Annotated in this window: 15 protein-coding genes; 7 read left to right on the top strand and 8 right to left on the bottom strand. The window is 34.7% G+C overall.

The annotated features are described in order from the left end of the window. The first annotated feature begins 32 nt into the window (after nucleotides 1–32). Both ACEN2H_RS03455 and ACEN2H_RS03450 read left to right on the top strand, forming a co-directional pair. Nucleotides 33–3464 carry a hypothetical protein gene (locus ACEN2H_RS03455; protein ID WP_441730429.1) on the top strand — a complete coding sequence of 1144 codons (3432 nt, stop codon included), beginning with the start codon at nucleotides 33–35 and terminating at the stop codon, nucleotides 3462–3464. Nucleotides 3465–3582: 118 nt separating this feature from the next. Further along, nucleotides 3583–4656, top strand: coding sequence for a glycosyltransferase (locus ACEN2H_RS03450; RefSeq protein ID WP_441730428.1), 1074 nt, complete (start codon nucleotides 3583–3585; stop codon nucleotides 4654–4656). A gap of 403 nt (nucleotides 4657–5059) precedes the next feature. Here the strand turns inward: ACEN2H_RS03450 and ACEN2H_RS03445 are convergent, their stop codons facing one another. The 5 genes from ACEN2H_RS03445 to ACEN2H_RS03425 all read right to left on the bottom strand — a co-directional run bounded on the left by ACEN2H_RS03445 (nucleotide 5060) and on the right by ACEN2H_RS03425 (nucleotide 12617). After that, a complete protein-coding gene (locus tag ACEN2H_RS03445; protein ID WP_441730426.1) occupies nucleotides 5060–7321 on the bottom strand; it encodes an anion permease in 2262 nt (753 codons plus the stop codon). A 1124-nt stretch (nucleotides 7322–8445) separates the two neighbouring features. After that, nucleotides 8446–9813, bottom strand: a complete 1368-nt coding sequence (locus tag ACEN2H_RS03440; RefSeq protein WP_441730424.1) for a dihydroorotase — start codon at nucleotides 9811–9813, stop codon at nucleotides 8446–8448. A 430-nt stretch (nucleotides 9814–10243) separates the two neighbouring features. After that, nucleotides 10244–11206, bottom strand: coding sequence for a sodium-dependent bicarbonate transport family permease (locus tag ACEN2H_RS03435; RefSeq protein ID WP_441730422.1), 963 nt, complete (start codon nucleotides 11204–11206; stop codon nucleotides 10244–10246). A 12-nt stretch (nucleotides 11207–11218) separates the two neighbouring features. Beyond that, a complete protein-coding gene (locus ACEN2H_RS03430) occupies nucleotides 11219–12178 on the bottom strand; it encodes an L-threonylcarbamoyladenylate synthase (protein ID WP_441730420.1) in 960 nt (319 codons plus the stop codon). A gap of 97 nt (nucleotides 12179–12275) precedes the next feature. Then, complete coding sequence (locus ACEN2H_RS03425; RefSeq protein ID WP_441730418.1) at nucleotides 12276–12617, bottom strand: hypothetical protein; 342 nt, start codon at nucleotides 12615–12617, stop codon at nucleotides 12276–12278. A gap of 367 nt (nucleotides 12618–12984) precedes the next feature. On the opposite strand from ACEN2H_RS03425, the gene ACEN2H_RS03420 reads away from it, so the two are divergent. Next, the gene (locus ACEN2H_RS03420; RefSeq protein WP_441730416.1) at nucleotides 12985–13656 is read left to right on the top strand and encodes a TetR/AcrR family transcriptional regulator; all 672 of its coding nucleotides are present in this window, start codon (nucleotides 12985–12987) and stop codon (nucleotides 13654–13656) included. Nucleotides 13657–13753: 97 nt separating this feature from the next. Here ACEN2H_RS03420 and ACEN2H_RS03415 read toward each other — a convergent pair whose 3' ends face one another. Beyond that, nucleotides 13754–14845 carry a sensor histidine kinase gene (locus ACEN2H_RS03415; protein WP_441730414.1) on the bottom strand — a complete coding sequence of 364 codons (1092 nt, stop codon included), beginning with the start codon at nucleotides 14843–14845 and terminating at the stop codon, nucleotides 13754–13756. An 84-nt stretch (nucleotides 14846–14929) separates the two neighbouring features. Then, nucleotides 14930–15613 carry a response regulator transcription factor gene (locus ACEN2H_RS03410; RefSeq protein WP_441730412.1) on the bottom strand — a complete coding sequence of 228 codons (684 nt, stop codon included), beginning with the start codon at nucleotides 15611–15613 and terminating at the stop codon, nucleotides 14930–14932. A gap of 177 nt (nucleotides 15614–15790) precedes the next feature. Between ACEN2H_RS03410 and ACEN2H_RS03405 the strand changes: the two genes are divergently transcribed. The 4 genes from ACEN2H_RS03405 (at nucleotide 15791) to ACEN2H_RS03390 (ending at nucleotide 21412) form a co-directional block, all read left to right on the top strand. Beyond that, the gene (locus ACEN2H_RS03405) at nucleotides 15791–18550 is read left to right on the top strand and encodes a TonB-dependent receptor domain-containing protein (RefSeq protein ID WP_441730410.1); all 2760 of its coding nucleotides are present in this window, start codon (nucleotides 15791–15793) and stop codon (nucleotides 18548–18550) included. A 210-nt stretch (nucleotides 18551–18760) separates the two neighbouring features. Continuing rightward, nucleotides 18761–19867, top strand: a complete 1107-nt coding sequence (locus tag ACEN2H_RS03400; protein ID WP_441730408.1) for a hypothetical protein — start codon at nucleotides 18761–18763, stop codon at nucleotides 19865–19867. A gap of 103 nt (nucleotides 19868–19970) precedes the next feature. Continuing rightward, nucleotides 19971–20309, top strand: coding sequence for a T9SS type A sorting domain-containing protein (locus tag ACEN2H_RS03395; protein ID WP_441730406.1), 339 nt, complete (start codon nucleotides 19971–19973; stop codon nucleotides 20307–20309). A gap of 122 nt (nucleotides 20310–20431) precedes the next feature. Continuing rightward, nucleotides 20432–21412: a LuxE/PaaK family acyltransferase gene (locus tag ACEN2H_RS03390; RefSeq protein WP_441730404.1), complete on the top strand. Its 981-nt coding sequence runs from the start codon at nucleotides 20432–20434 to the stop codon at nucleotides 21410–21412. Nucleotides 21413–21456: 44 nt separating this feature from the next. On the opposite strand, the gene tyrS is transcribed toward ACEN2H_RS03390, so the two are convergent. Then, nucleotides 21457–22755 (bottom strand): tyrosine--tRNA ligase, encoded by a 1299-nt coding sequence (gene tyrS, locus ACEN2H_RS03385; RefSeq protein WP_441730403.1) that lies wholly within the window; start codon nucleotides 22753–22755, stop codon nucleotides 21457–21459. Nucleotides 22756–22797: the final 42 nt, after the last annotated feature.

Raw genomic sequence — 22797 nt, 5'->3', positions numbered from 1 at the left:
ACTACTTTTGAGATATAGAAATTTTTTTCTTTATGGTCAAAAAGCTATTGCTATTAGCGATGATTACTTGTTTTTCTGGGTTGCAAGCCCAAGAGAATAAATCGTTATACAAAACAAAAAAAATTCCTGTTTCCAAGGACAGCATCCACCTTGAAAACGAAAGTCTCAATTCTAGTTTTTTTAATTTGCTTGATGCTAATAACAATACTATTGACCCATCTCTTTATAAGGTTGACTTTGAAAATGGAACATTCATTCTAAATGGAAACTTTGCCCTAACTTCAGATTCACTAACAGTCAAATACCTAAAGTTTCCTGATTTCTTAACGAAAAATTACCAAACTTACGATCCTAGCCGAATCGTCAGCACTGACATTAATGAAGAAAAGCTCTATAAAATCGATGTAAACCCTACGCAAAAAAACATACCGTTTGACGGACTAAGCACTTCAGGAAGCATTACGCGGGGCGTTACGATAGGCAACAACCAAAACACAGTATTAAACTCAAATCTAGACTTACAAATCACCGGCAAGTTATCCGAAAAAGTGAGTCTGCGCGCTTCTTTACAAGACAGTAACATTCCATTACAGGATGGAGGCTACTCTCAAAAATTAGATCAGTTTGATAATGTTTTCATGGAACTTTTCAGCGACAAATGGAGCCTTCGGGCAGGGGATGTGTTTCTTGAAAATCATAAAACCGAATTTCTAAATTTTAATAAAAAGGTACAAGGGCTTTCCGCAAATTTCACTTTAGGAAACGATAAAAACAAAACCGAGGTCTTTGCGGCAGCGGCTTTAGTAAGAGGCCAATACGCAAAGAGCAATTTCACTGGGATTGAAGGTAACCAGGGTCCATACAAATTAAAAGGGACAAATGGCGAATTGTACGTCCTAGTCATATCTGGTTCTGAACGAGTGTACGTAAATGGCCTTCTTTTAAAAAGAGGAGAAAACAACGATTATACAATCGACTATAACGCCGGAGAAATTACATTCACTCCACTGTTTACAATCACCTCCGAAATGCGAATTGCGATAGAATATCAATACTCGGATAGAAATTATACCCGCTTTGTAAGCTACGCCGGAGCCACTCATAAAAATGAAACATGGAGTTTTGGGAGTTACCTATATTCTGAAAATGATATAAAAAACCAACCACTCCAACAAAGTCTTACTGAAGAACAAGCACAAATTTTAGTACGTGCTGGCGACAATCCGGAATTAATGGTAGCGCCTTCAGCATACCTGGATTCCTATTCTGACAATAAGGTGTTGTATAAAAAAACTATTATTAACGCCGTTGAAGTTTTTGAATATTCTAATGACTCACAACAAGAACTGTTCAATGTCCGCTTTACTCCAATTGGATCTGAAAAAGGCAATTACATCCTGAAAAACGCTTCTGGCATCACTCGCATATATGAATATGTCGAACCCATCAACGGAATTCCGCAAGGAGGTTATGAACCCATTATTCAATTGGTTTCTCCTACGAAAATTCAAATAGCCACATTTTTAGGAAGATATAGTCCCTCAGAAAAATCAGCCGTTAATTTTGAAATGGGAATCAGTAATAATGATAAGAATCTTTTCTCTACTAGTGATGACTCTGACAACCACGGTTTAAGTGGTAAAATAAACCTAAAACAACGGCTTTTATCGGCAAAATGGAATGTTGATGCATTTGCGAATTATCAATTTACCCAAAAGGAATTCACATCAGTTGAACGCGTATACACCATCGAGTTTAACAGGGATTGGAATCTGGGAACAACGGCTGTTGGAAATCAAAGTTTATTAGTGTCTGGGCTCAATTTCAACCTAAATAAAAGAATTGATTCAGCAAATAAGGGATTGATAACCTACCAATTTGAAAACCTAGCATTTTCAGATAGTTTTTCGGGCAACAGGCACATTATAAATGGCCGATACACTACTAAAGACTGGCTCTTTCAAAACCGAGGCAGTTACTTGAAAAGCGACGGACCGGTAACTTCTTCAAAATTCCTTCGGAATGAATCTCAGATTAAGTATCATTTTACTAAAAACTGGATTGGCACTAGCCAACGGCTTGAAGATAACCAAGAAAAAAATAAATCCACAAAACAATTGTCCAGTTTAAGCCAGCGCTTTTCCGAATATGGGTTTTTCGCAGGTCGGGGAGATAGTACGAATGTCTATGTAGAAATGGGATTTTTGAAAAGAAACAATGACAGCATACAGAGTGGATTATTACAAAGGGTAAACAGCTCACAAACCTATTTCTTGAAATCGAAATTAATCCAAACAAGCAAAAGCGATTTATCCGTTTACTCTAATTATAGGGTTCTTGATTTTGCCGACTCTTCAAAAAAAAATGAACCTTCTCTAAATTCTAGAATCGTGTACAACGATCGTTTTTTCAATCAACTAATTCAAGGAACAACTGCCTACGAAAATAACTCTGGAACGCTACCTCAACAAGAATTCACTTATATAGAGGTTCCTGCTGGACAGGGAGTTTACACCTGGAATGACTACAACAACAATGGAATTCAGGAATTACAAGAATTTGAAGTAGCTCCGTTTATTGATCAGGCTACCTTCATTAGAATCTATTTGCCCAATCGAGTGTACATTAAAACACATCAAACTAAATTCTCCCAGTCTTTAATTTTAAATCCTAATCAGTGGCAAAATGAGACTGGGTTAAAAAAAATAGCTTCTTTTTTTTACAATCAAACTTCTTTTATCATCGATCGAAAAACAAAAAACGAAGGCAACAATTTCGAACTAAATCCATTTTCTACCTCAAAGGAGAATGTGTTGGGCCTTAGCTCCAGTTTCAGAAACAGCTTGTTTTACAATCGCGGAAAGCAAAACCATTCAGTTACCTATTCCTATTTACAAAACCGTATAAAAAACTTGCTTTCCATAGGGTCACAGGAATCCGACAATAGCTCCCACCAAACACAGTATTCCCATTTGTACAAGAAAAGCTGGTTGTTGAGTGTTTTTGGAAAAACAATCCAAACGTCTCTGTTATCTGAAAACTTTCCTGAAAAAAACTACACTATAAAAGGCTATCAATTGGCCCCAAAAATCAGTTACCTATTTTCAAAAAACACCAGTTGGGATTTGTTTTACGAGCTACAAAACAAGCAGAACAAAATAGGCGAATTAGAAACCCTGCTTCAAAGTCGTTTTGGAACTTCATTCACCTATGCAGGGAATAACAAACTCATTATGAACGGAGAGCTTTCATTTTATCAAAACAAATTTAATGGTAATGAATACTCCCCTGTTGGTTTCCAAATGCTAGAAGGTCTACAAACTGGCGAAAACCTGACCTGGAGATTCCTAGTTCAGAAGAACATCACACAATTTCTAGACATTAACCTAAATTATCAGGGACGCAAGAGTGAGTCAACTCAAACCATTCATACTGGAAACGTCCAGTTAAGAGCTTATTTTTAAAAAAAACCATACCTCATTCAATACACATTGTACGACAATAACTTAATCGTTTGGTAATCCAGCTTGTGTATTTACAAATCGTATGTTTATGTAACTTGCACGAAAAAGAATACTACCTATGTTACAAGACGCCAACCAAGACAATAAAACTATTTTGATTGCGCCACTGAACTGGGGTTTGGGTCATGCGACGCGTTGTATTCCTATCATAAAAGCATTACAACAAAATAATCACATCCCTATAATTGCTTCAGATGGTATTGCACTTGCATTATTACGCAAAGAATTTCCTTATTTAAAATTTCTAGAACTACCATCTTACCATATAGAATATGCTAAAAACGGTAGACATTTCAAATGGAAATTGATAAAAAACTTACCAAAAATGATTAAGGCAGTTTTACACGAGAAACAATTAGTAAAAACTTGGGTTAGTCAACATGGTATAGATGGAATAATATCAGACAATCGGCTAGGTGTTTTTAGTAAAAGCATCCCCTCTGTATTTATCACTCACCAACTGCAAGTAATGACCGGAAGCACTACTTGGCTAACTAGTAAACTACATCAAAATATTATAAAGAAATACTCAGAATGCTGGGTTCCCGATACTGAAACTGATCGAAGTTTAGCTGGAGAACTTAGCCATATAAAAAAGTCTTCTTTAAAACTGAAATACATTGGCCCATTAAGTCGAATGCAAAAAAAAGATTCTCCTAAGAAATATGACCTGATGATTATTCTGTCAGGACCAGAACCACAACGAGGAATATTGGAGGAAAAGCTAAAAACCGAAGTACAAAAATTCAAAGGCAATGTAGTTTTTATTAAAGGACTAGTGCAGGCAGATCAAGTCAAGGAACAAATTGATAAGATTTGCTATTATAATTTCATGAATAGCCGCCAGCTCGAACAAACATTTAACGAAAGTGATATTGTCCTATGTAGATCAGGATACACCACTATTATGGATTTAGCAAAACTAGGAAAAAAAGCCTTTTTTATACCTACCCCTGGACAATACGAACAGATGTATTTAGCAAAAAAATTGAAAAAAGAAGGTTTGGTACCGTACGCAGATCAAGACAATTTTTCAATTGAAAACTTGTCAGAGGTTCAGTCTTATGCAGGATTGAAATCTTTCAATCCTGCAATCGAGTGGAAAAATCTGTTTAATATCTTCGAAAGTTAATAATGGTTCTTTTTTAATACGTACAACTAATTTTCGCTCTAAAATGAATACGTAAATCCGCTTTAAATTATCCTTATAGGAGTAAGTAATTATTTTTTATCTCTAACTTTTTAATGCTTACTCTTCTTTGCATTAATCATAAACAGGTAGATTCTGCACTATTTGTAAAATGATATGCAATTCTATCGAATTGTTTCATTACCATAATTAATTAGTTATTTATAATGCGCAAAACGCTTCTGTATCTTAAGATTTGTTATAAATACAAGCTTTTTAGGTCTTAACACCAATCAAAAACCGCACTAATGGAGGACAACTATCTGATTAATAATGGCATAAAAAACAGCCTAATCCCAGTAATAAGGATGTTTGTAAGCTGTATATATGATTTAAAATATTTTAGTTACAATTTAGTAACTTTTGAATTGGCATGGACATTAAATTCGTTGAATAACTCGAGTAAACTCATCGTCGCTTTTATCAAGTCGTTAGTTTCTAGAAGCAAGGCAAAATAAAGCTTACTATTTTTCGGGCTTGTTTCTACGGTTCTAATCCTTCCAATTTGCTTTTGAATCAAACTGGAAACTAACTCTAAAAGCTCATTTCTTCCTTCGACAAGATTGCTAATATCGTCAAAAGTGTTGTCGCTAAAAACAACTTCTATCTTATCAAAAAGGGCCATTAATTCATTATCTACCTTTTTAAGGTCTCTAATCTGATTGAATTTTAGTTGCTTATGATTGTTATCAATATGGTTGTAACTGTTTTGGCTTATAAGGACAAGTGACTGGATCATATCCTGCAAATACCCTAGAATCATAATGTAAAACATACTAGCTTCGACAGAGGTTTCATCCAAATTTTTAATGAAATAGTAGACATTAGTCTTCAATTCATCCACTTCTTTCTCGAGTTTTTTTAGAACTTTTTTATTTTCCTTTAGCTTACCTAAATCCTGCAGTCCTAAATTATCAATGACATTACTGTATATTTCGTTGGCACTACGAATAACATGTGAAATCTGAGCCGAGCTTTCATTAATAACTTCATTAATTGTTACAATATCTTCCCGCTTTAGAAGCATTAGTTCCTGTACTTCTTTCTCTTTCTTAGTATATTTTTTTGCACTACGGTATAAAATAATCCCCAAAGAAACCAAGAGTCCCACAAAAGCAAAAACCTCTCCTACTTTTAGTAAAAAAGCAATAATAAAGGCAGATATAAAGGCAATAATGGCCGTAAAAAACCAACCGCCAATAACATTAAAAACACCAGCGATACGATAAACTGCGCTTTCTCTATCCCATGCTCTATCAGCAAACGAAGATCCCATAGCCACCATAAACGTAACGTAGGTGGTAGAAAGCGGTAATTTCAATGAAGTACCAATAGATATTAAAATACTGGCTACCATCAGATTGACGGCCGCACGGATCATATCAAAAGCAGGTTCCTCTTTCTTCTTTTTCCCTTTTAATTCGGGCTTTTCAAATTGTTTGTCAATTCTGATCTGAATGGCCTTAGGTAAAACATAATTAAGCCATTGACCCACATATACACTTGATCTAACCACCGATTTAGATAAAGCATTCGACGAAAAACGCTCTGATCCCTCATCTTGCCTAGACAAATTGACTTCGGTTTCAATAACATTTTTTGCTTTTTTAGAAGTCCAGATGGTTACTACCATAACAACTCCTGCAAAGACCAAAAAGTAGAATGGAGCTACAATATTTTCGTCCGCAAGGCCTCCCATCATAAATACATCACCAGACACTCCTGAACCACTAAAAATCTGGTACGAATTGAATGCTGCGATAGGCACTCCGATGAAGTTAACCAAATCATTTCCGGCAAATGCCAATGCCAGTGCAAAGGTTCCGATAACAATAATCACTCTAAGAATATTAACCTTAAAAAAGGTCATTAACACTTGAGAAAGCAAGGTAAAAAAGACAAAGTTTCCACCAATAATCAAAAACTGATTTTCTTTTATCCACAAGTGGGTATTGGCACTGATAAAAGAAACACCTTTCAACCCCTTAATCAGGATGAAAAAGCTAATAGCGGTAATCGCAAATCCTCCAAAAACTGACCCAATATATTTCATCCTCTTTTCATACTGAAAGGTAAAAATAAGACGAGAAATATACTGAACAATGCTACCCAAAGTAAACGATAGAACTACTGATAGAAGAATGCTGGAAACGATTTGCGTCGCTTTCTCAGTATTAATATAATTCCCAACCGTATTAAAACTGTCACCTGACATGTATATTTTATAGAGTGCTAGGCAGAAAGCGGCACCCAAAAGTTCAAAAATGATGGATACCGTTGTCGAAGTAGGCATTCCGAAAGAATTATAAAAATCTAACAGTATAATGTCCGCAATCATGACAGCCAAAAAAATAATCATTACATCATTGAAACTGAACATGGCTGGAATAAAAATTCCACTTCTGGCAATCTCCATCATTCCACTGGAGAATAATGCCCCAACTAAAACTCCTAAACTAGCCACAATCATTATGGTACGGAAAGAAACAGCTTTGGAACCTATTGCAGAATTAAGGAAATTTACGGCATCATTACTAACTCCTACAACCAGATCCGTTATTGCAAGTATACCCAAAACAACGAGCATTACTAAATAAATTTGTTCCATAATTGATAATAATTTTTTAAATAGGACTGCAAAAATCGGTTAATTATTCTAAACTTTCTGTGTTTATATTTTAAAATTCGTGTCTTTAACTTTTAACTGTTTTCAGAGAACTTAAGTCTCTCTTCTATTTTCAAGTCTCCTTAAGTCACTGAAATATTTCTAGTAACATCAACTAAAGCCATTAAACCTAAACGAGATACACAAGCTAAATTGATGACACTAACATCTTTATTCATTTTCATTAAACCATCTACATTATTTTATGATAATGGTAAACAATATCGCTTGCTTTTATTGCTACTGCTACAGCAGCGATTCTTGACTCAACAGCTATATTCTTTGGTTTTGCTTTCAACATTTTTTTCAAAACATTGTACAAAAGTAATATGCAAATGTAAATTCAGTGTTACGTAAGTGTTACGCAACATTTACTATTACAGCCCTATTTTTAAATAGCAGTCGTAACCTGAAAATGAATATAACACTTAACCAGAGTATTACCAGTATGGAATTTCTTGACTACTCACCTACAGTGGGCTTGGTTATTTCAAAATGCAATAAACGCTATCCAAGGAAATAATTGCACTATTCCTGCCAAGGCATTACTATTATTTAAATCTTTTGTTTAATTCCTTTCTTCATCTTTAGTAATGGTTCCTTTGAACGCATCAGAAAAATGATTGGCTTCTTGTAAAAAATAATCTAGAGATAATCCAAAGTCCAGGTGAATAATTAATTGTTAATAGTTTTATCCGTAAATTCTAAAGATCCTGACGATACTACTCTTTGATTATTTCACGATAGCTTTACTTGCCCAAATCCAATTACCCAGTTTTTTGTAGGCAAATAAAATAGAATTATGTAAAAAATTATATTTCCGTTATTTGCTATTCCTAACATGTCTCATGGACGGAATACAATAAAAATAATACATTATTGCAATGAATAATTAGTCAACCTTTATACAAGATTAAAAAATGACTAAAAATACATTTGATAGAAAAAAAATCTGTCTAAATAAGTTTATTTTACAAAAAAAGCTCCGTAGCCATTATGACTATGAAGCTTTCCAAATGAATTCATTTTATACTAACTCAAAATAAACTCATCTAATTTAACCAGAACTATTTGGCATCGCTTTCCTGTTTAAACTCTAATCTTCGCCCTACACAAAACCTTGATAAACTGCCGTTTTCATAAACAATATTCCCATTAACAAAGGTATGAGTCACTTTCGAATGAAACGTTTCTCCCTCCAAAGGTGACCATCCGCACTTGTATAAAACATTTTCTTTACTAACAGTCCAGGGTGAATTCAAGTCAACTAAAGTTAAATCAGCAAAATATCCTTCACGAATGAACCCTCTTTTTTCAATACCATAAAGAACTGCTACATTATGGCTCATCTTTTCAGCGATCTTCTCTAAAGAGATAAGTCCTCTTTTATATAATTCTAGCATAATATATAGGGCATGCTGCACCATTGGGGCTCCCGACATTGATTGAAAATAAGGCTTTTGCTTTTCTTCTATGGTGTGTGGCGCATGATCTGTTGTAATAATATCTATTCGATCATCAAGAAGAGCTTTTAAAAGGCCTTCTCTATCCTTTTCAGTCTTTATTGCTGGATTCCATTTTATAAATGTCCCCAACCGCGTATAGTCTTTATCAGAGAACCACAGGTTTTGAACCGATACTTCAGTGGTAATATTCTTTTCGCTAAGAGGTATGTCGTTTCTAAACAAGTGAGTTTCAGCCTCGGTTGTCAAATGTAAAATATGCAATCTCGCTTTATACTTTTCAGCTATAGCAATTGCTCTTTTAGTAGATTGATAACAGCCCTCGCCACTACGAATTAACGGATGTTTTTCGATAGGCACATCATCTCCATAATTTGCCCTAAATATTTTCTCATTTCCCTCTATAATTTCTTCCAACTCCGAATGTATAGCGATAATTGATTTACATTTAGAAAAAAGTTTATCCATTGTATCTGGACTATCGGCAAGTAAATTCCCTTTTTTTGTAAAATAAAGTCCATCATCAGAAACCCCGATAAACTGGGTAGTATCCATTTCAAGAACCGTCTCTAAGTTGTCCTTATTAACTCCTAAAAAAAAGGAGTAATTCGCCCAGGATTTTTCAGCGGCAATCCTGAACTTTTCATCAAGTATTTCAGTGGTCAAAACATTTGGAACAGTGTTTGGCATATCGATAAAAGATGTAGTTCCCCCAGCAACAGCTGCTCCACTTTCAGAAAAAATATCCCCCTTATGTGTTAAACCTGGTTCTCTAAAATGTACTTGTCCATCAATTACACCTGGAAAAAGATGTTTATCCGTTCCGTCAATAAATCGTGCAAGCTTTGTTATCTCTGAAGAGAGACTACTACCAATGTATTCTATAATACCATTTTGAATAAAAACATCAGCAATTTTAATTTGACCCTCGTTTACGATATTGACATTCTTTATTAATGTAGAGTTTTCCATAATTTTATTATATTGAAAATGCAATTTTGTACCCGTTTTGAGAGCGGCCTAGGCAAAACAATTTTTTTGTGGCTTTTCTAAGCCTTCCGCAATTGAGTTTCAGCGAGCAAAGTTATTTTCGAGCTTACTTTTAAAGTGTTTATAGCAGCGATCCTACCTATACCATTATTTTTCCTAATTCTTTGACTTTGAAAAAACTAGCTTTTATAGAAAACAGAACAATTAATAGCGACAGCCATTTTATTAAAGTCCTCGTAAACATCAAAAGTGCGGCTATTATAGCGCCTCATATTTGGAATTAGTACTACTCTTTTTCATCGAACTAAGAATTCTGGCCCCAGTTTTTTTGTCATGTACAAGCAGCTGAATTACCCTTAACGCAGCTATTTATCATTTACTATTTTGTCTTTCTCATTACAGTTATTATCCTTTATGAACTCAGAATGATAGACAGGTATATAGGCATTCCAAAAGTTATATTGAATGGAAAAGTAACGGCCAAGGCCATGGGCAGGTACAAGCCCGGATTGGCTTTTGGTGCCGCAATCTTCATGGCTGCTGGCACTGCAATATAGGAAGCACTGGCGCCGAGAATAGCAAAAATAAATCGGTTGCCCACATCATCAGTCACTATTTGGCTTAAATACGCCACTACTATACCATTAATCAAGGGTATTACGATGGCAAATACCAAAGTAGACCAGCCGCTTTTAATGAAATCGTTTAATTTTCTTCCACTTATAATACCCATATCCAGTAAAAAAACGGCTAAAAACCCTTTAAAAATATCAGTAGTAAAAGGTTTAATTCCCATTGCCTGCTGTTCACTAGCTAGAAATCCAATTACTAAACTTCCTAGGATTAATAAAACACTTCCATTTGTAAAAGAATGCTTTATTACGGCACTAATTTTAGTAGAACTAGCTTCTTTCTTATTGTACATTTTAATTAAAATTACGCCAATAATTATCGCAGGAGCTTCCATTAAAGCCATCACAGCTACCATGTGCCCACTGAAAGTATATTTTTGCATTTCCAAAAAAGTTACTGCGGTTACAAAAGTTACCGCACTGACCGATCCATATGATGCCGCAATCGCTCCCGAATTTTCAATGCTAAACTTTCGCTTGAGAATAAAAAAACAATAAATAGGAATAACAGATGCAATTAGTACTCCAAATAACACTGCCCAAATGATATCCATAGTAAAGTGACTGTGCGCTAATTCTTGTCCGCCCTTAAAACCTATAGATAATAGTAAGTACAAAGAAATAAACTTGGATGTATTGGAAGGGATTTCTAAATCGCTCTTCAATCTAGTGGCTATTATTCCAAGGAGGAAAAACAATAAAGCCGGATTTGTTAGATTGTCAAATAGTAAGTCTAAGTTCATTTTATTTGTTTTTTATTTTGCCGTGGCGCGCTCTAATCTGTCATTAATTGATTTTCCCAATTCAAAATCTGGAAATTGTTCTGCAACAATCATATCTAATTTCTTCATGTCTAGTCGATGCATTGCCGCATACAAGTTTGACGCAGCCTCTTTTAAGTCACCTTTTACAGATAAAACCTCTTGGTGAATCAGACTTGTGCTTTCAACTTTATCTTTAAAAAGTAATAATCCGATCCTTCTTTCAGGAAATTCTTTTATGAATTCTGCTACATCATTTATTAAAAAAGTGGGAGTCACGGGGGCATAATGCTTTGATAACATCCCTGGTGCGTGCGGCGCACTTTCTTTTTTGTTTTTAATTTGAATTTTTCCAATAACCCCTTCAATATCTTCAACAGAAATAGACCCTAATCGATATAATACAGCTTCTTCGTCTTCAAAACCAATTATGGTAGACTCAATTCCATTTTGACAATTGCCTCCGTCTAAAACCATTCGTAATTTTTCAGCAAAATAGTTGACAACATGAGATGCAGATGTTGGGCTTATACACCCAAAAGGATTGGCACTTGGAGCAGCTAATGGAAAGTCTAATGCTTCCAAAAGTGCTAATGTGGCAGCATGATTTGGAATTCTAATCGCTACTGATTCTTTTCCGGCAGTCACCAAGTCAGGAACTGATTCTTGTTTTTTCAGAACCATTGTCAAAGAACCAGGCCAAAACTTATCGGCTAATAACCTTGCTTTTTCTGGTATCTCTTTTGCTAATTCATCTAATTGTGCTATCGACTTAATGTGCACGATTAAAGGGTTAAAAAAAGGTCTTTGCTTCATTTCAAAAATAGCTTTTATCGCTTTTTCGCTATAAATATTCCCAGCCAACCCATATACGGTCTCAGTTGGAATAGCAACTAAATTTTCCTCTTTTAAAATATCGGCAGCTTTTAATATGTCTTCTGAAACTATTATCATGATTTTTTTAAGTGTTGAGAAAACCGAATTTAACTAGACTTCGGTTATTCTTGGTAAATGCTTGCAGTAAAAATTTCTATTCCTTAGCAACAACTGATTATTCGTTAAAACTTATTTCAATCGTGCTCTTTATGAATAAATTTAATCCCTTTCCTTCCGCAACCTTCAGTAATTTTTTAATTTCTTCTTTGGTTTCGTTAAGTTCCAGCAATCGTTTTTTAGAATTAGAAATGTCATTATTGAAACGAATATGACTACTAAAATCCTCTAGATTGTGATGGTCAATCTTACTATTTATTAATTTAGTTAATACATCACCTGCCTCTTCTGAGGTAAAAACCCCTTCGATTAATTTAAAAACTTCTTGATTTTCCATTTTCACACTTGTTTGTTTTATTTTTACAGTATTACTCTTTTTTGCTTTGCTTAATCGTTCCATAAACCTTTGACTTTATTACTGTTTTTTGATGCTACTATATTCAAAATCCCTACAAATCACCTTTGCCAGAATTAATTTATTATCAATAAACTATCTAAAAAAAATGTACAACCTGTACTAATCTTGGTCTCCATGGAAAATAAAAGAACAATAAAAAAACACTTCCTGTCAAGTTATTGTCGACTCTCCTACTCCTCTTTCTATTTTCACAATCCACTTTTAGATTAAACGCGACAAAGATAGACATAATATCATTAATGATAGTAATGCTGTCTTAAAAATATGAAATGTTTTTTATTACATTTGCTAAAGGGAAAACTTGGTTTTCCAACATATACAAAAATAATCAGCCAACCTTAAAACATAAATGGAGTTACAGTTACAAATAAAAATGAATGAGGCTCTATACCTGCGTAACCCCGAACAATCAGAGTTAGGTAAAAACATAATTATGCACAGCATAATTATGATCCACAAAAATGGCTTCGAGGCGCTTACTTTTAAAAAACTGGCAAAAGAGATTGGAACTACAGAAGCTGGTATTTACAGGTATTTCGAAAACAAACACCTCTTATTGACCTATGTAATATCTTGGTATTGGAGTTGGATTGAGTTCCAGATTGTTTTCCAAACTAAAAATATCAAAAGCCCGAAATTAAAACTGAAAAAAGTAATAAATATACTGGCAACGGCCGTGGAGGATGATGAAGAAATAAGCTATGTCAACTCAAGTTTACTGCATCAAATTGTAATTTCAGAAGGCTCCAAAGTATATTTAACGAAACAAGTAGGTGAAGACAATAAACACCGTTTTTTTAAACCATACAAAGATCTTTGTAAAGTTATTGGGGACTTAATATTAGAGTGCAATTCAAAGTACAAATATCCCCGATCACTAGCCACAACAATAATTGAAATGGCACATTTTCAAAATTTTTTCATGAACAATCTCCCTTCCCTGACTGATTTTGGTGATAGCAAAAAGGAGTCGAAAATCGCTGCGTTCCTTAACGATTTGGTATTTAGTAGCATAAACTAAAGCATTGTTATTCCGTTACCAAGTAAAGTGCTATTTATTGAAAAAAAATTAATTTAGTCTTACACCAAGATGAAAGCTTAACAGAAAGAGAAGCTATTTACGGAAGCGTAGTTTCTATTTCCAAGGGCTTTTTTTTACTGGCCTTTTCAAGAGTGAAAGAAAACTCTGAGCCAACTCCTAACTCACTCTCAACATAAATTTTTTCTTTATGTGCCTCTATTAAATGTTTAACGATGGCTAGACCTAATCCAGACCCCCCCTCCGATCGGGAACCGCTTTGATTGACGCGATAGAAACGCTCGAATAACCTTGGTATGTTTTGCTTGTCTATTCCCTCTCCATTATCACTAATACGGATTAGCACTTTTTCTTTTGTCAAATTAACCACTGCCACTTCAGTTGTACCTTTGGTTTTTCCGTATTTAATGGAATTAACTATTAAGTTTTCAATAACCTGCTGTATACGATCTTTATCAGCTCTCACAAAGTTTGGCAGAATAGGGTAATTTTCAAAGGCGAGTGTAATTTTCTTTTTGTCTGCTTTCATTTCTAGTAAATCAAACACATTCTGAATTAACTCGACAATGTCAAATTCAGAATAATCTAGATTTAAGTACCCTACTTCCAGCTTGGTTATCATATCTAAATCCTCAACGATATAGATCAATCGCTCCACCCCTTTTTCGGCACGCTTTAAGTATTTTTTACGAATGTCTTTGTCTTCCATTGCTCCATCTAGCAAAGTCGAAATATAACCCTGAACCGTGAAAAGTGGGGTTTTAAGTTCATGCGACACGTTACCAAGAAATTCCCGCCTGTATTCCTCCCGCACCTTAAGCATTTCAATTTCCATTTTTTTATCCGTGGCAAATTTCTTTACTTCCCTAGTCAGGGTCTCCATATCAGTGGTTATAGGGTAATTGATTAAGGAACTGGATTCCAATAAAGACACGTCGTCATAGATCTTCTTTACCCTTCTGTAAATAAAACGTTCTACCCGATACTGCAAAACAACAAATGAAAAGAGGTAAATTACGAGAATAAAAATACCAGCAAACAACAGCAAGATTTCCGAAGTATAGCTAAATATCGTAGATACTAACAATACAACAAATGCCGTTGCAAAAAGACTGATGTATAACGCTGATTTTACAGCAAACTTGTAAGTTTTTTTAAAACTGACTTTCATTTATATTGTTCTTGAGTAATTAAAATAAAAGACCTGACGAATAATTATGACCGATACATAAATTCCTCTTTAAGTGTATTATATTTAAACTTCAAATTTATAGCCAACTCCTTTTATCGTTTTAAAAAAATCTTCCCCGATTTTTTCTCTGAGTTTCCTAATATGAACGTCTATAGTCCTTCCTCCAACTACAACTTCATTTCCCCATACTTTATCTAGGATTTCATCCCTCTTGAATACCTTACCTGGTTTAGATGCCAAGAGATAAAACAATTCAAATTCTTTCCTAGGCAATGCTATTTCGATATCATCTTTTACTATTTTATACTCTTCGCGATTAATTTCTATTCCCCCCACATTTAGAGTTTCACTGTTTTGCTCCGTTTCTTTTAAACGTCGCAACAAGGCTTTTACTTTACTCACCAATAACTTTGGTTTTATAGGCTTTGCTATATAATCATCAGCCCCCGCATCAAATCCTGCTACTTGCGAATAATCTTCACTTCTTGCTGTTAAGAAAGTGATTATCACATTACTTAATTCTGGTATTTTTCGGATGTTTTCGCAAGCCTCCATACCGTCCATTTCAGGCATCATCACATCCATTATTATAAGATCTGGCAATTCCTTTTTTGCTTTTGTGACAGCTTCTTTACCATTTGCAGCAGTAAAAATTTGATACCCCTCCTGTTTAAGATTGTAACCAACAATTTCTAAAATATCCGGCTCATCATCAACCAATAAAATCTTTGTGTGTTTCTTTTTCATTTGGGCAAATTTATTCTTAAGCTTGTAAATGTAACGATAAATCATTTCTTAAAAACCGCTCTTAGCCATAATTTAATGTGATAACTTTTTGTTAACACTGAGGACTCGAAACCTTAACGACTCGGTAACACAAAACTTACATTAGCGGCGTTACTTTGCAAAAAATTTAAGAAAACTATGAAACTGAAATTATTCATTTTAGCGCTTTTTATTACTACCATTTCTTTCTCACAAAACAAGGGTACTATTTCTGGGGTAATAACTGATAAAGATTCTAACAACGAAACATTACCATTCGCCAATGTATTAATCAAAGGTACAAACGAAAACACAACAACGGACATAGACGGCAAGTATACTATAAACACAGCAGCGGGTAACCATATTATTCAGTTTAGTTTTATTGGTTACCAATCTGTTGAGATTCCTGTAACAGTAAAAGAGAACGGAACAATTACTGTAAATATAGCCCTTTCCTCATCTAGTTATAAACTTGACGATGTTGTAATCACCACTACAATAAACAAACAGAGAGAAACGGCTTTATTAATGGATCAGAAGAATGCAGTAGAGATAAAGCAAAGTATCGGTGCGCAAGAACTAGCCCGAAAAGGAGTAAGTGATGTCGCTTCTGCAGTGACTAAAATAAGCGGTATTACCAAACAAGAAGGTTCAGGAAGTGTTTTTGTAAGAGGTTTAGGAGACCGTTATAATGTAACCACTTTAAACGGATTGCCTTTACCATCTAATAATCCTAAAAACAAGAATATACTTTTGGACATTTTCTCTACAGATATTGTTGAATCTGTAGGGATCAGCAAAACATTTGAATCACAAAATTACGCCGATTTTGGAGGAGCAAACGTGGATATAGTGTCAAAAAAAATGACGGGTTCTCCATTTATCCAAATCGGTGTTGGTGCAGGCACGAACACAAACGTAGCTAAACTTGATAATTTCTACCTGCAAGACGGTCCTTCTTACTTTGGTTTCAATAAAACAAGCGCTCCAAGCAACCCATTACTACCATACAACTATAATAATAGCTGGGACAGACAAGAAAGAAAAAACACTTTAAATAATAATATTTCTTTGTCCGCAGGAAAAAAATTCAATGTTGGTGCAAACAGCACTATTAGTGCTTTCATAACTGCTGGATTTGACGCTGAAAACAAATACAACGAAGGTATCTATAGAACAGCCATTACTGCACAAGGTGCAGCCAATACTGATCTCTTTAGAAAAACGTATCAGTTCAACACTAATTCTACCGTAATGGGTACCGCAGATTACAAAATCAATAGAGACAACTCTATTTTATTTACTACTTTATTTTTAAACTCTACTTCACAAGATTACAGTGAGTACGAAGGGTTTAACATTGAGTTCTCAGGTTTAGACCAAATAGGTTTTATAAAACGCGGAACTTTCGATAAAACACAGTTAATTGTAAACCAATTATTAGGTAAGCACAAATACAATGAAAGAATTACAGCAAATTGGGGTCTTGGCTACAGCATATTAGACAATACCATTCCAGATCGTATGCAAAATACTTTTGTTCCCTCAAATGATGGATCTACAGATTATACTTTCTTCAAAAACTCAAGCATAAACAATCACCGCTATTACCAGGGCTTAACTGAAAAAGAATGGTCAGCAAATATTTCAGGTTCGTATAACTTTACTAAAACAAATGAAGACGAATTTAAAGGTAAAGCTACAATAGGATACTCTGGTAAGATGAAAACTGTTGACTTTAATTCCCAGCAATACTCCTTTTTTCCAGAAACTAATAAAACGCTTTTTCCAAAAGATGGATTTAACAATACCGATTTGTATTTAAATGACACCAATTTTGATTTAGCAAATGGCGACAGTTCTAGCATACTATCTCAACTTTATAATGGCCATTTAAATATTCATGCCGTTTACGGAAATGCACAATACAATTTTACTGATAGATTATCGGTGATTTTAGGAGGTAGATTTGAACAAATAGAGCAATACGTTTATTACGTGAGTTTAGATGCTCCGGACGGAACTGGTAATACTTACGCACCAGTGAAGTTTTTACCTAGCATAATCGCTAAATACAAATTAAATGATAAGCAAAACTTAAAATTTGCAGCTAGTAATACCTACACTCTCCCACAATTTAAAGAAAAGGTAAGAATCCTCTTTCAAGAAGTAGGGCAAAGTTATGAAGGAAACGATAAACTTTACGCTTCAACAAACTACAATGCTGATTTAAGTTGGGAATTATATCCTAGTAACGACGAAATTCTTTCGGTAACTGCCTTTGGAAAATTAATCCAAAACCCAATCAATGAAATGTATACCAATTCCTCCTCTGGAAACATTACTTGGGCAAACACAGGTGATAATGCGGTAGTAGCTGGAATAGAGTTAGAATTTAGAAAAAATATTTTTGAAATTAGCAATGAAAATGACTTAAAAGAAAAATTAACCTTCGGCTTTAACGGGTCCTATATGTATCAGGATATGGATTTAAGTAATACCAAAGTTTTAAATGAAAATGGATTCGGTGCTAACTTTACTTATAAAAACTCAAAATTATCAGGAGCTGCTGACTTTTTAGCAAATGCAGATGTTTCTTTTACAAAGGAATTCCAAAACGACAAAGACATTACCGCAACAGTAACATATGCCTATGTTTCTGATAAATTAGCTGTAATAGGGACTTCAGAAAGAGGAAACTTAATAGACAAATCAATTGGTAGGTTAGACTTTATTCTAAAATCTAGCTTAACTAAAAAAATAAACATAGGATTGTCATATAAAAACATCTTAAATCCAGTTTATGAAAGATTTACTGATCAAAGCAGTGCTCCACTAATTAAAACTGCAGATGTATTAGCAAGTTCGTATAAAATTGGATCTAACTTAAGTTTGTCTTTGAATTATAAGTTCTAGCCCCAACTTAAAATAACTTTAAAAAGAGGTAATTGATCATCATCAGCTACCTCTTTTTAATGTTTAATAAGGAGTGTAAATTTAATGTTAATTATATTGAAAACCTTAGAAGAATTCTTAACAGCATAGTAATAATCGCTTAACCTGAAAAAAAACGTAAATATGTTTCTTTGTATTGTTAAAAAAAACAAAAACAAAAATTAAACGAAAATGAAAAAATCAATTTTAGCAATTTTAACGGTAGTGACAATTGCATTTACAAGCTGTACAAGTGATACTCCAGAAACAACTCCTGCAAGTACTTTTGTTTTAAAAGTAGATGATTTAAAAGGAACTATAATTGATGGATCTGTAACATTAGACCCTACAAAAACATACACATTAACAGGCGGATTAGTAGTTAAATCTGGAGCTACATTAAATATTCCGGCAGGAACAACAATTAAATCTGACCCAACAGCTGATTCTAAAACAATTTACATCGCTGTAGAAAGAGGCGCTAAAATCTTTGTGAATGGTACTGCTGCTAAACCAGTAGTTATGACTTCAGGTAACGCAGTTCCAACTGAAGGAAACTGGGGCGGTTTGATTATATGTGGAGATGCTAAAGTAAACACAGGAGACAATGGAACATCTGAAGTAGGTGGATTATTATACGGAGGTAACAACAATGCGGATTCATCTGGAGAAATCAATTACTTGAAAATTTCTTACACAGGATCTAAATTTAGTGATAGTAAAGAATACAATGGAGTTTCATTCTTTGGAGTAGGTAGTGGTACTAAAGTATCAAATATCTACACTTTTGAAAGTGGAGATGATGCAATTGAATTTTTTGGAGGTGCAGTAAATGCCAGTAATCTTGTAATGATAAATTCGTACGATGATTCATTAGATTTTGCAGATGGATACGTTGGAACAATTACAAATGTTTACATCAACGGTATTTCTTTTGGTGGTGTTGAAGGATCAAACAACGGAGCAAACGACATCGCTTTACCGATGACAGATGCAAAAATTACAAATATATCAATTGTAAAAGGGACAGCCTCTAAATTTACAGCTTCTGAGAAAGCAATCAATTTCAAAGAAGGTGGTGGAAAACAAACATACACTAATCTATTTGTTGACGGAATTACAACATTTGCTAAGTTAGACGCAAATACAGGAGCTACAGCTAGAATCGCTGCAGGAGAATTCAAAGTAAATGGTGCAAATTTTGTAACTGCAAATAATACTACAGCAACATATGTGACAAATCAAACTGGTGCTGGTGCTGGTGCAACTCTACCTTCTTGGGCTGATTGGACTAAATAATTACAGCACATAAACAACAGTAAAACACCTCTCATTTCGGGAGGTGTTTTTTTTTGGTTCAGTATTTGATTTTTTTGTATATTTACTCCTCACAATCAAGCTAATGGCAAAAAATTACTTCTATAGTGTAATCTTATTGGTCTTCTTCTTTTCCCTAAGCCTCAGCGCCCAAGACATGAAGCAACAACCAAAACTACAAGAAACCTCCATTATTGAAGGATTAAACTTGTACCCGAATCCCGTTAGTAATGGTAAAATATATATATCCACCAAAAACGATTCGGAAAAAGAAATTATCATTTTTGATCTTCTAGGTAAAAAAGTAATGCAGACATTGATAAGCTCAAAAGAACTAAATGTATCGAGTCTAAACTCTGGGGTTTATATCATTAAAATTACCGAAGACAATGCATCGGCTACCAGAAAACTTATTGTACGATAAAAATTATTCCCGGAAAATATTTCTAAGGCTCCAAGTCAAATTGGAGCTTTTTTATTTAAAATTACACCACGTACATACAACCGAAAGGGTTATTAAAATTGATACCTTTGCAATAAAAATTCTTGATTACAGCCACCACCATATTTGCCATTTCGAGTCAAAAGCAATTTGAAAAAATAGCCTTAAAAGTATTTCGCTACCAGCATGAAAATAACTTGGTATACAGGGCATTTTGCGACCTCATGAAAGTGGAACCTCAAAAAGTAAAAACACTACAGCAAATTCCGTTTTTGCCCATACAGTTTTTCAAAAGTCACAAAGTGGTTTCTAATACAAATGCAATTGAAGCCACATTTACTAGTAGCGGCACTACCGGGACGAATACGAGCAAACATTTGGTAACTGACACTTCCATCTACGAAGAAAGTTATCGAAAAGGTTTTTCCCAATTTTATGGGAACATAGAAGATTATGTCGTTTTGGCATTATTGCCTTCTTATCTCGAACGGGAAGGCTCCTCATTAATTTACATGGTAGAAGATTTGATTCAATTGTCTAAGCATTCTGATAGCGGCTTTTACCTACACAATCATGACGAACTAATCAAGAAACTTCTCGAATTAGATCAATCAGGTCAAAACATAATTCTTATCGGGGTTACCTATGCTTTACTGGATTTGATCGAAAAGCAACAATTCCAGCTACAGAACACCATCATCATGGAAACCGGCGGTATGAAAGGCAAACGTAAAGAAATGATTCGGGAAGAACTGCATAACGAACTATGCGAAGGTTTTGGAGTGTCAATGATACATTCAGAATACGGAATGACAGAACTGCTGTCACAAGCCTATTCTTTAGGAAACGGGGTGTTTGAATGCCCTTCTTGGATGCATGTCCTCATTCGCGATACCGAAGATGCTTTAAGCTACATTCCGCAAGGAAAAACGGGCGGCCTGAACGTAATCGATTTGGCTAACATCAATTCCTGCTCATTTATTGCCACCCAGGATTTGGGCAAAAAAAATCCCAATAACTCTTTTGAAGTATTGGGACGTTTTGATAATTCTGATATTCGAGGTTGTAATTTGATGGTTTTGTAAAAGTTGATTCGGTTGTTTTTTTAATCGTATAACAGAATAAACAATTAAACAATCCTCACCACAAAATAATTTTTCTTTCCGCTTTGCAACAAAACAAATTGGTTGTTGATGAGATCTTTTGATGAAAGCACAAAATCTTCTTTCACTTTCTCCTTGTTTACAGAAATCGAATTAGCGGCCAAAGCGCGTCTGGCTTCACCATTCGATTTAAAGAAAGCTGTCTTTTCATTCAATACAGTAATGATGTCGATTCCAGCTTCGATTTCGTTTCTTGCAATTTCAGCTTGGGGCACACCATCGAAAACTTCCAGGAAAGTGGTTTCATCCAATTCCTTTAAATCTTCGGCTGTTGCATTTCCAAATAAAATAGCAGATGCTTTGATCGCTTTTTCTAGTTCTTCTTTCGAGTGAACAAAAGTTGTTAACTCTTCTGCCAATCTTTTTTGCAACGCCCTCATATGAGGAGCCGTCTTATGCTCTTCGATGAGATTATCGATTGTTTGCTTGTCTAAAAACGTGAATATCTTGATGTATTTCTCCGCGTCCACATCGGTTGTGTTCATCCAAAACTGGTAAAATTTATAAACCGAAGTTTTATCCGCCGTCAACCAAACATTACCGCCTTCAGATTTTCCAAATTTTGTTCCGTCTGCTTTCGTAATCAAAGGACAGGTCATTGCGTAAGCTTTAGCTTCTTCGCCTACATTCATTCTGCGCACTAATTCAGTTCCAGTTGTGATATTCCCCCACTGGTCAGAACCCCCCATTTGCAACAAACAGTTGTACTCTTTATGCAAATGATAAAAATCGTATCCTTGGATTAACTGATAGGTGAATTCCGTAAAAGACATCCCTTCCCCTTCCCCTGCCAATCTCTTTTTGACAGAATCCTTGGCCATCATATAATTCACGGTAATGCGTTTACCCACATCACGCGCAAAATTAATGAAGGATAAGTTTTTCATCCAGTCGTAATTATTGACAAGAATCGGAGCATTTATTTCCTTCGAATTAAAATCCAGAAAACGAGACAATACCTTTTTAATTCCCTCTACGTTATGATCTAAAGTCGCTTCATCCAATAAGTTTCGCTCATCCGATTTTCCCGAAGGATCACCAATCATTCCCGTAGCTCCGCCCACCAATGCAATTGGTTTATGACCGAAGTTTTTTAAATGAACTAAAAGTATGATAGGCACCAAACTCCCGATATGCAAAGAATCAGATGTTGGATCAAATCCTATATATGTCGTAGTCATTTCTTTTTGAAGTTGTTCTTCGGTTCCAGGCATAATGTCGTGAACCAATCCGCGCCATTGTAATTCGGAAATAATATTTTTCATTTTCTAAAAATCAATTTTCACAAAGATAGTTTTAATTGCATA

Source organism: Flavobacterium sp. W22_SRS_FP1 (genome assembly GCF_052113685.1).
Lineage (GTDB): Bacteria > Bacteroidota > Bacteroidia > Flavobacteriales > Flavobacteriaceae > Flavobacterium.
The sequence above is the reverse complement of the archived record's forward strand: the minus strand, read 5'-3'. Positions and strand labels throughout refer to the sequence as shown.

Excerpts from the sequence above, each read along its gene's own strand:
- ACEN2H_RS03455 (WP_441730429.1), top strand. The coding sequence starts at position 33 with ATGGTCAAAAAGCTATTGCTATTAGCGATGATTACTTGTTTTTCTGGG.
- ACEN2H_RS03450 (WP_441730428.1), top strand. The coding sequence starts at position 3,583 with ATGTTACAAGACGCCAACCAAGACAATAAAACTATTTTGATTGCGCCA.
- ACEN2H_RS03445 (WP_441730426.1), bottom strand. The coding sequence starts at position 7,321 with ATGGAACAAATTTATTTAGTAATGCTCGTTGTTTTGGGTATACTTGCA.
- ACEN2H_RS03440 (WP_441730424.1), bottom strand. The coding sequence starts at position 9,813 with ATGGAAAACTCTACATTAATAAAGAATGTCAATATCGTAAACGAGGGT.
- ACEN2H_RS03435 (WP_441730422.1), bottom strand. The coding sequence starts at position 11,206 with ATGAACTTAGACTTACTATTTGACAATCTAACAAATCCGGCTTTATTG.
- ACEN2H_RS03430 (WP_441730420.1), bottom strand. The coding sequence starts at position 12,178 with ATGATAATAGTTTCAGAAGACATATTAAAAGCTGCCGATATTTTAAAA.
- ACEN2H_RS03425 (WP_441730418.1), bottom strand. The coding sequence starts at position 12,617 with ATGGAACGATTAAGCAAAGCAAAAAAGAGTAATACTGTAAAAATAAAA.
- ACEN2H_RS03420 (WP_441730416.1), top strand. The coding sequence starts at position 12,985 with ATGGAGTTACAGTTACAAATAAAAATGAATGAGGCTCTATACCTGCGT.
- ACEN2H_RS03415 (WP_441730414.1), bottom strand. The coding sequence starts at position 14,845 with ATGAAAGTCAGTTTTAAAAAAACTTACAAGTTTGCTGTAAAATCAGCG.
- ACEN2H_RS03410 (WP_441730412.1), bottom strand. The coding sequence starts at position 15,613 with ATGAAAAAGAAACACACAAAGATTTTATTGGTTGATGATGAGCCGGAT.
- ACEN2H_RS03405 (WP_441730410.1), top strand. The coding sequence starts at position 15,791 with ATGAAACTGAAATTATTCATTTTAGCGCTTTTTATTACTACCATTTCT.
- ACEN2H_RS03400 (WP_441730408.1), top strand. The coding sequence starts at position 18,761 with ATGAAAAAATCAATTTTAGCAATTTTAACGGTAGTGACAATTGCATTT.
- ACEN2H_RS03395 (WP_441730406.1), top strand. The coding sequence starts at position 19,971 with ATGGCAAAAAATTACTTCTATAGTGTAATCTTATTGGTCTTCTTCTTT.
- tyrS (WP_441730403.1), bottom strand. The coding sequence starts at position 22,755 with ATGAAAAATATTATTTCCGAATTACAATGGCGCGGATTGGTTCACGAC.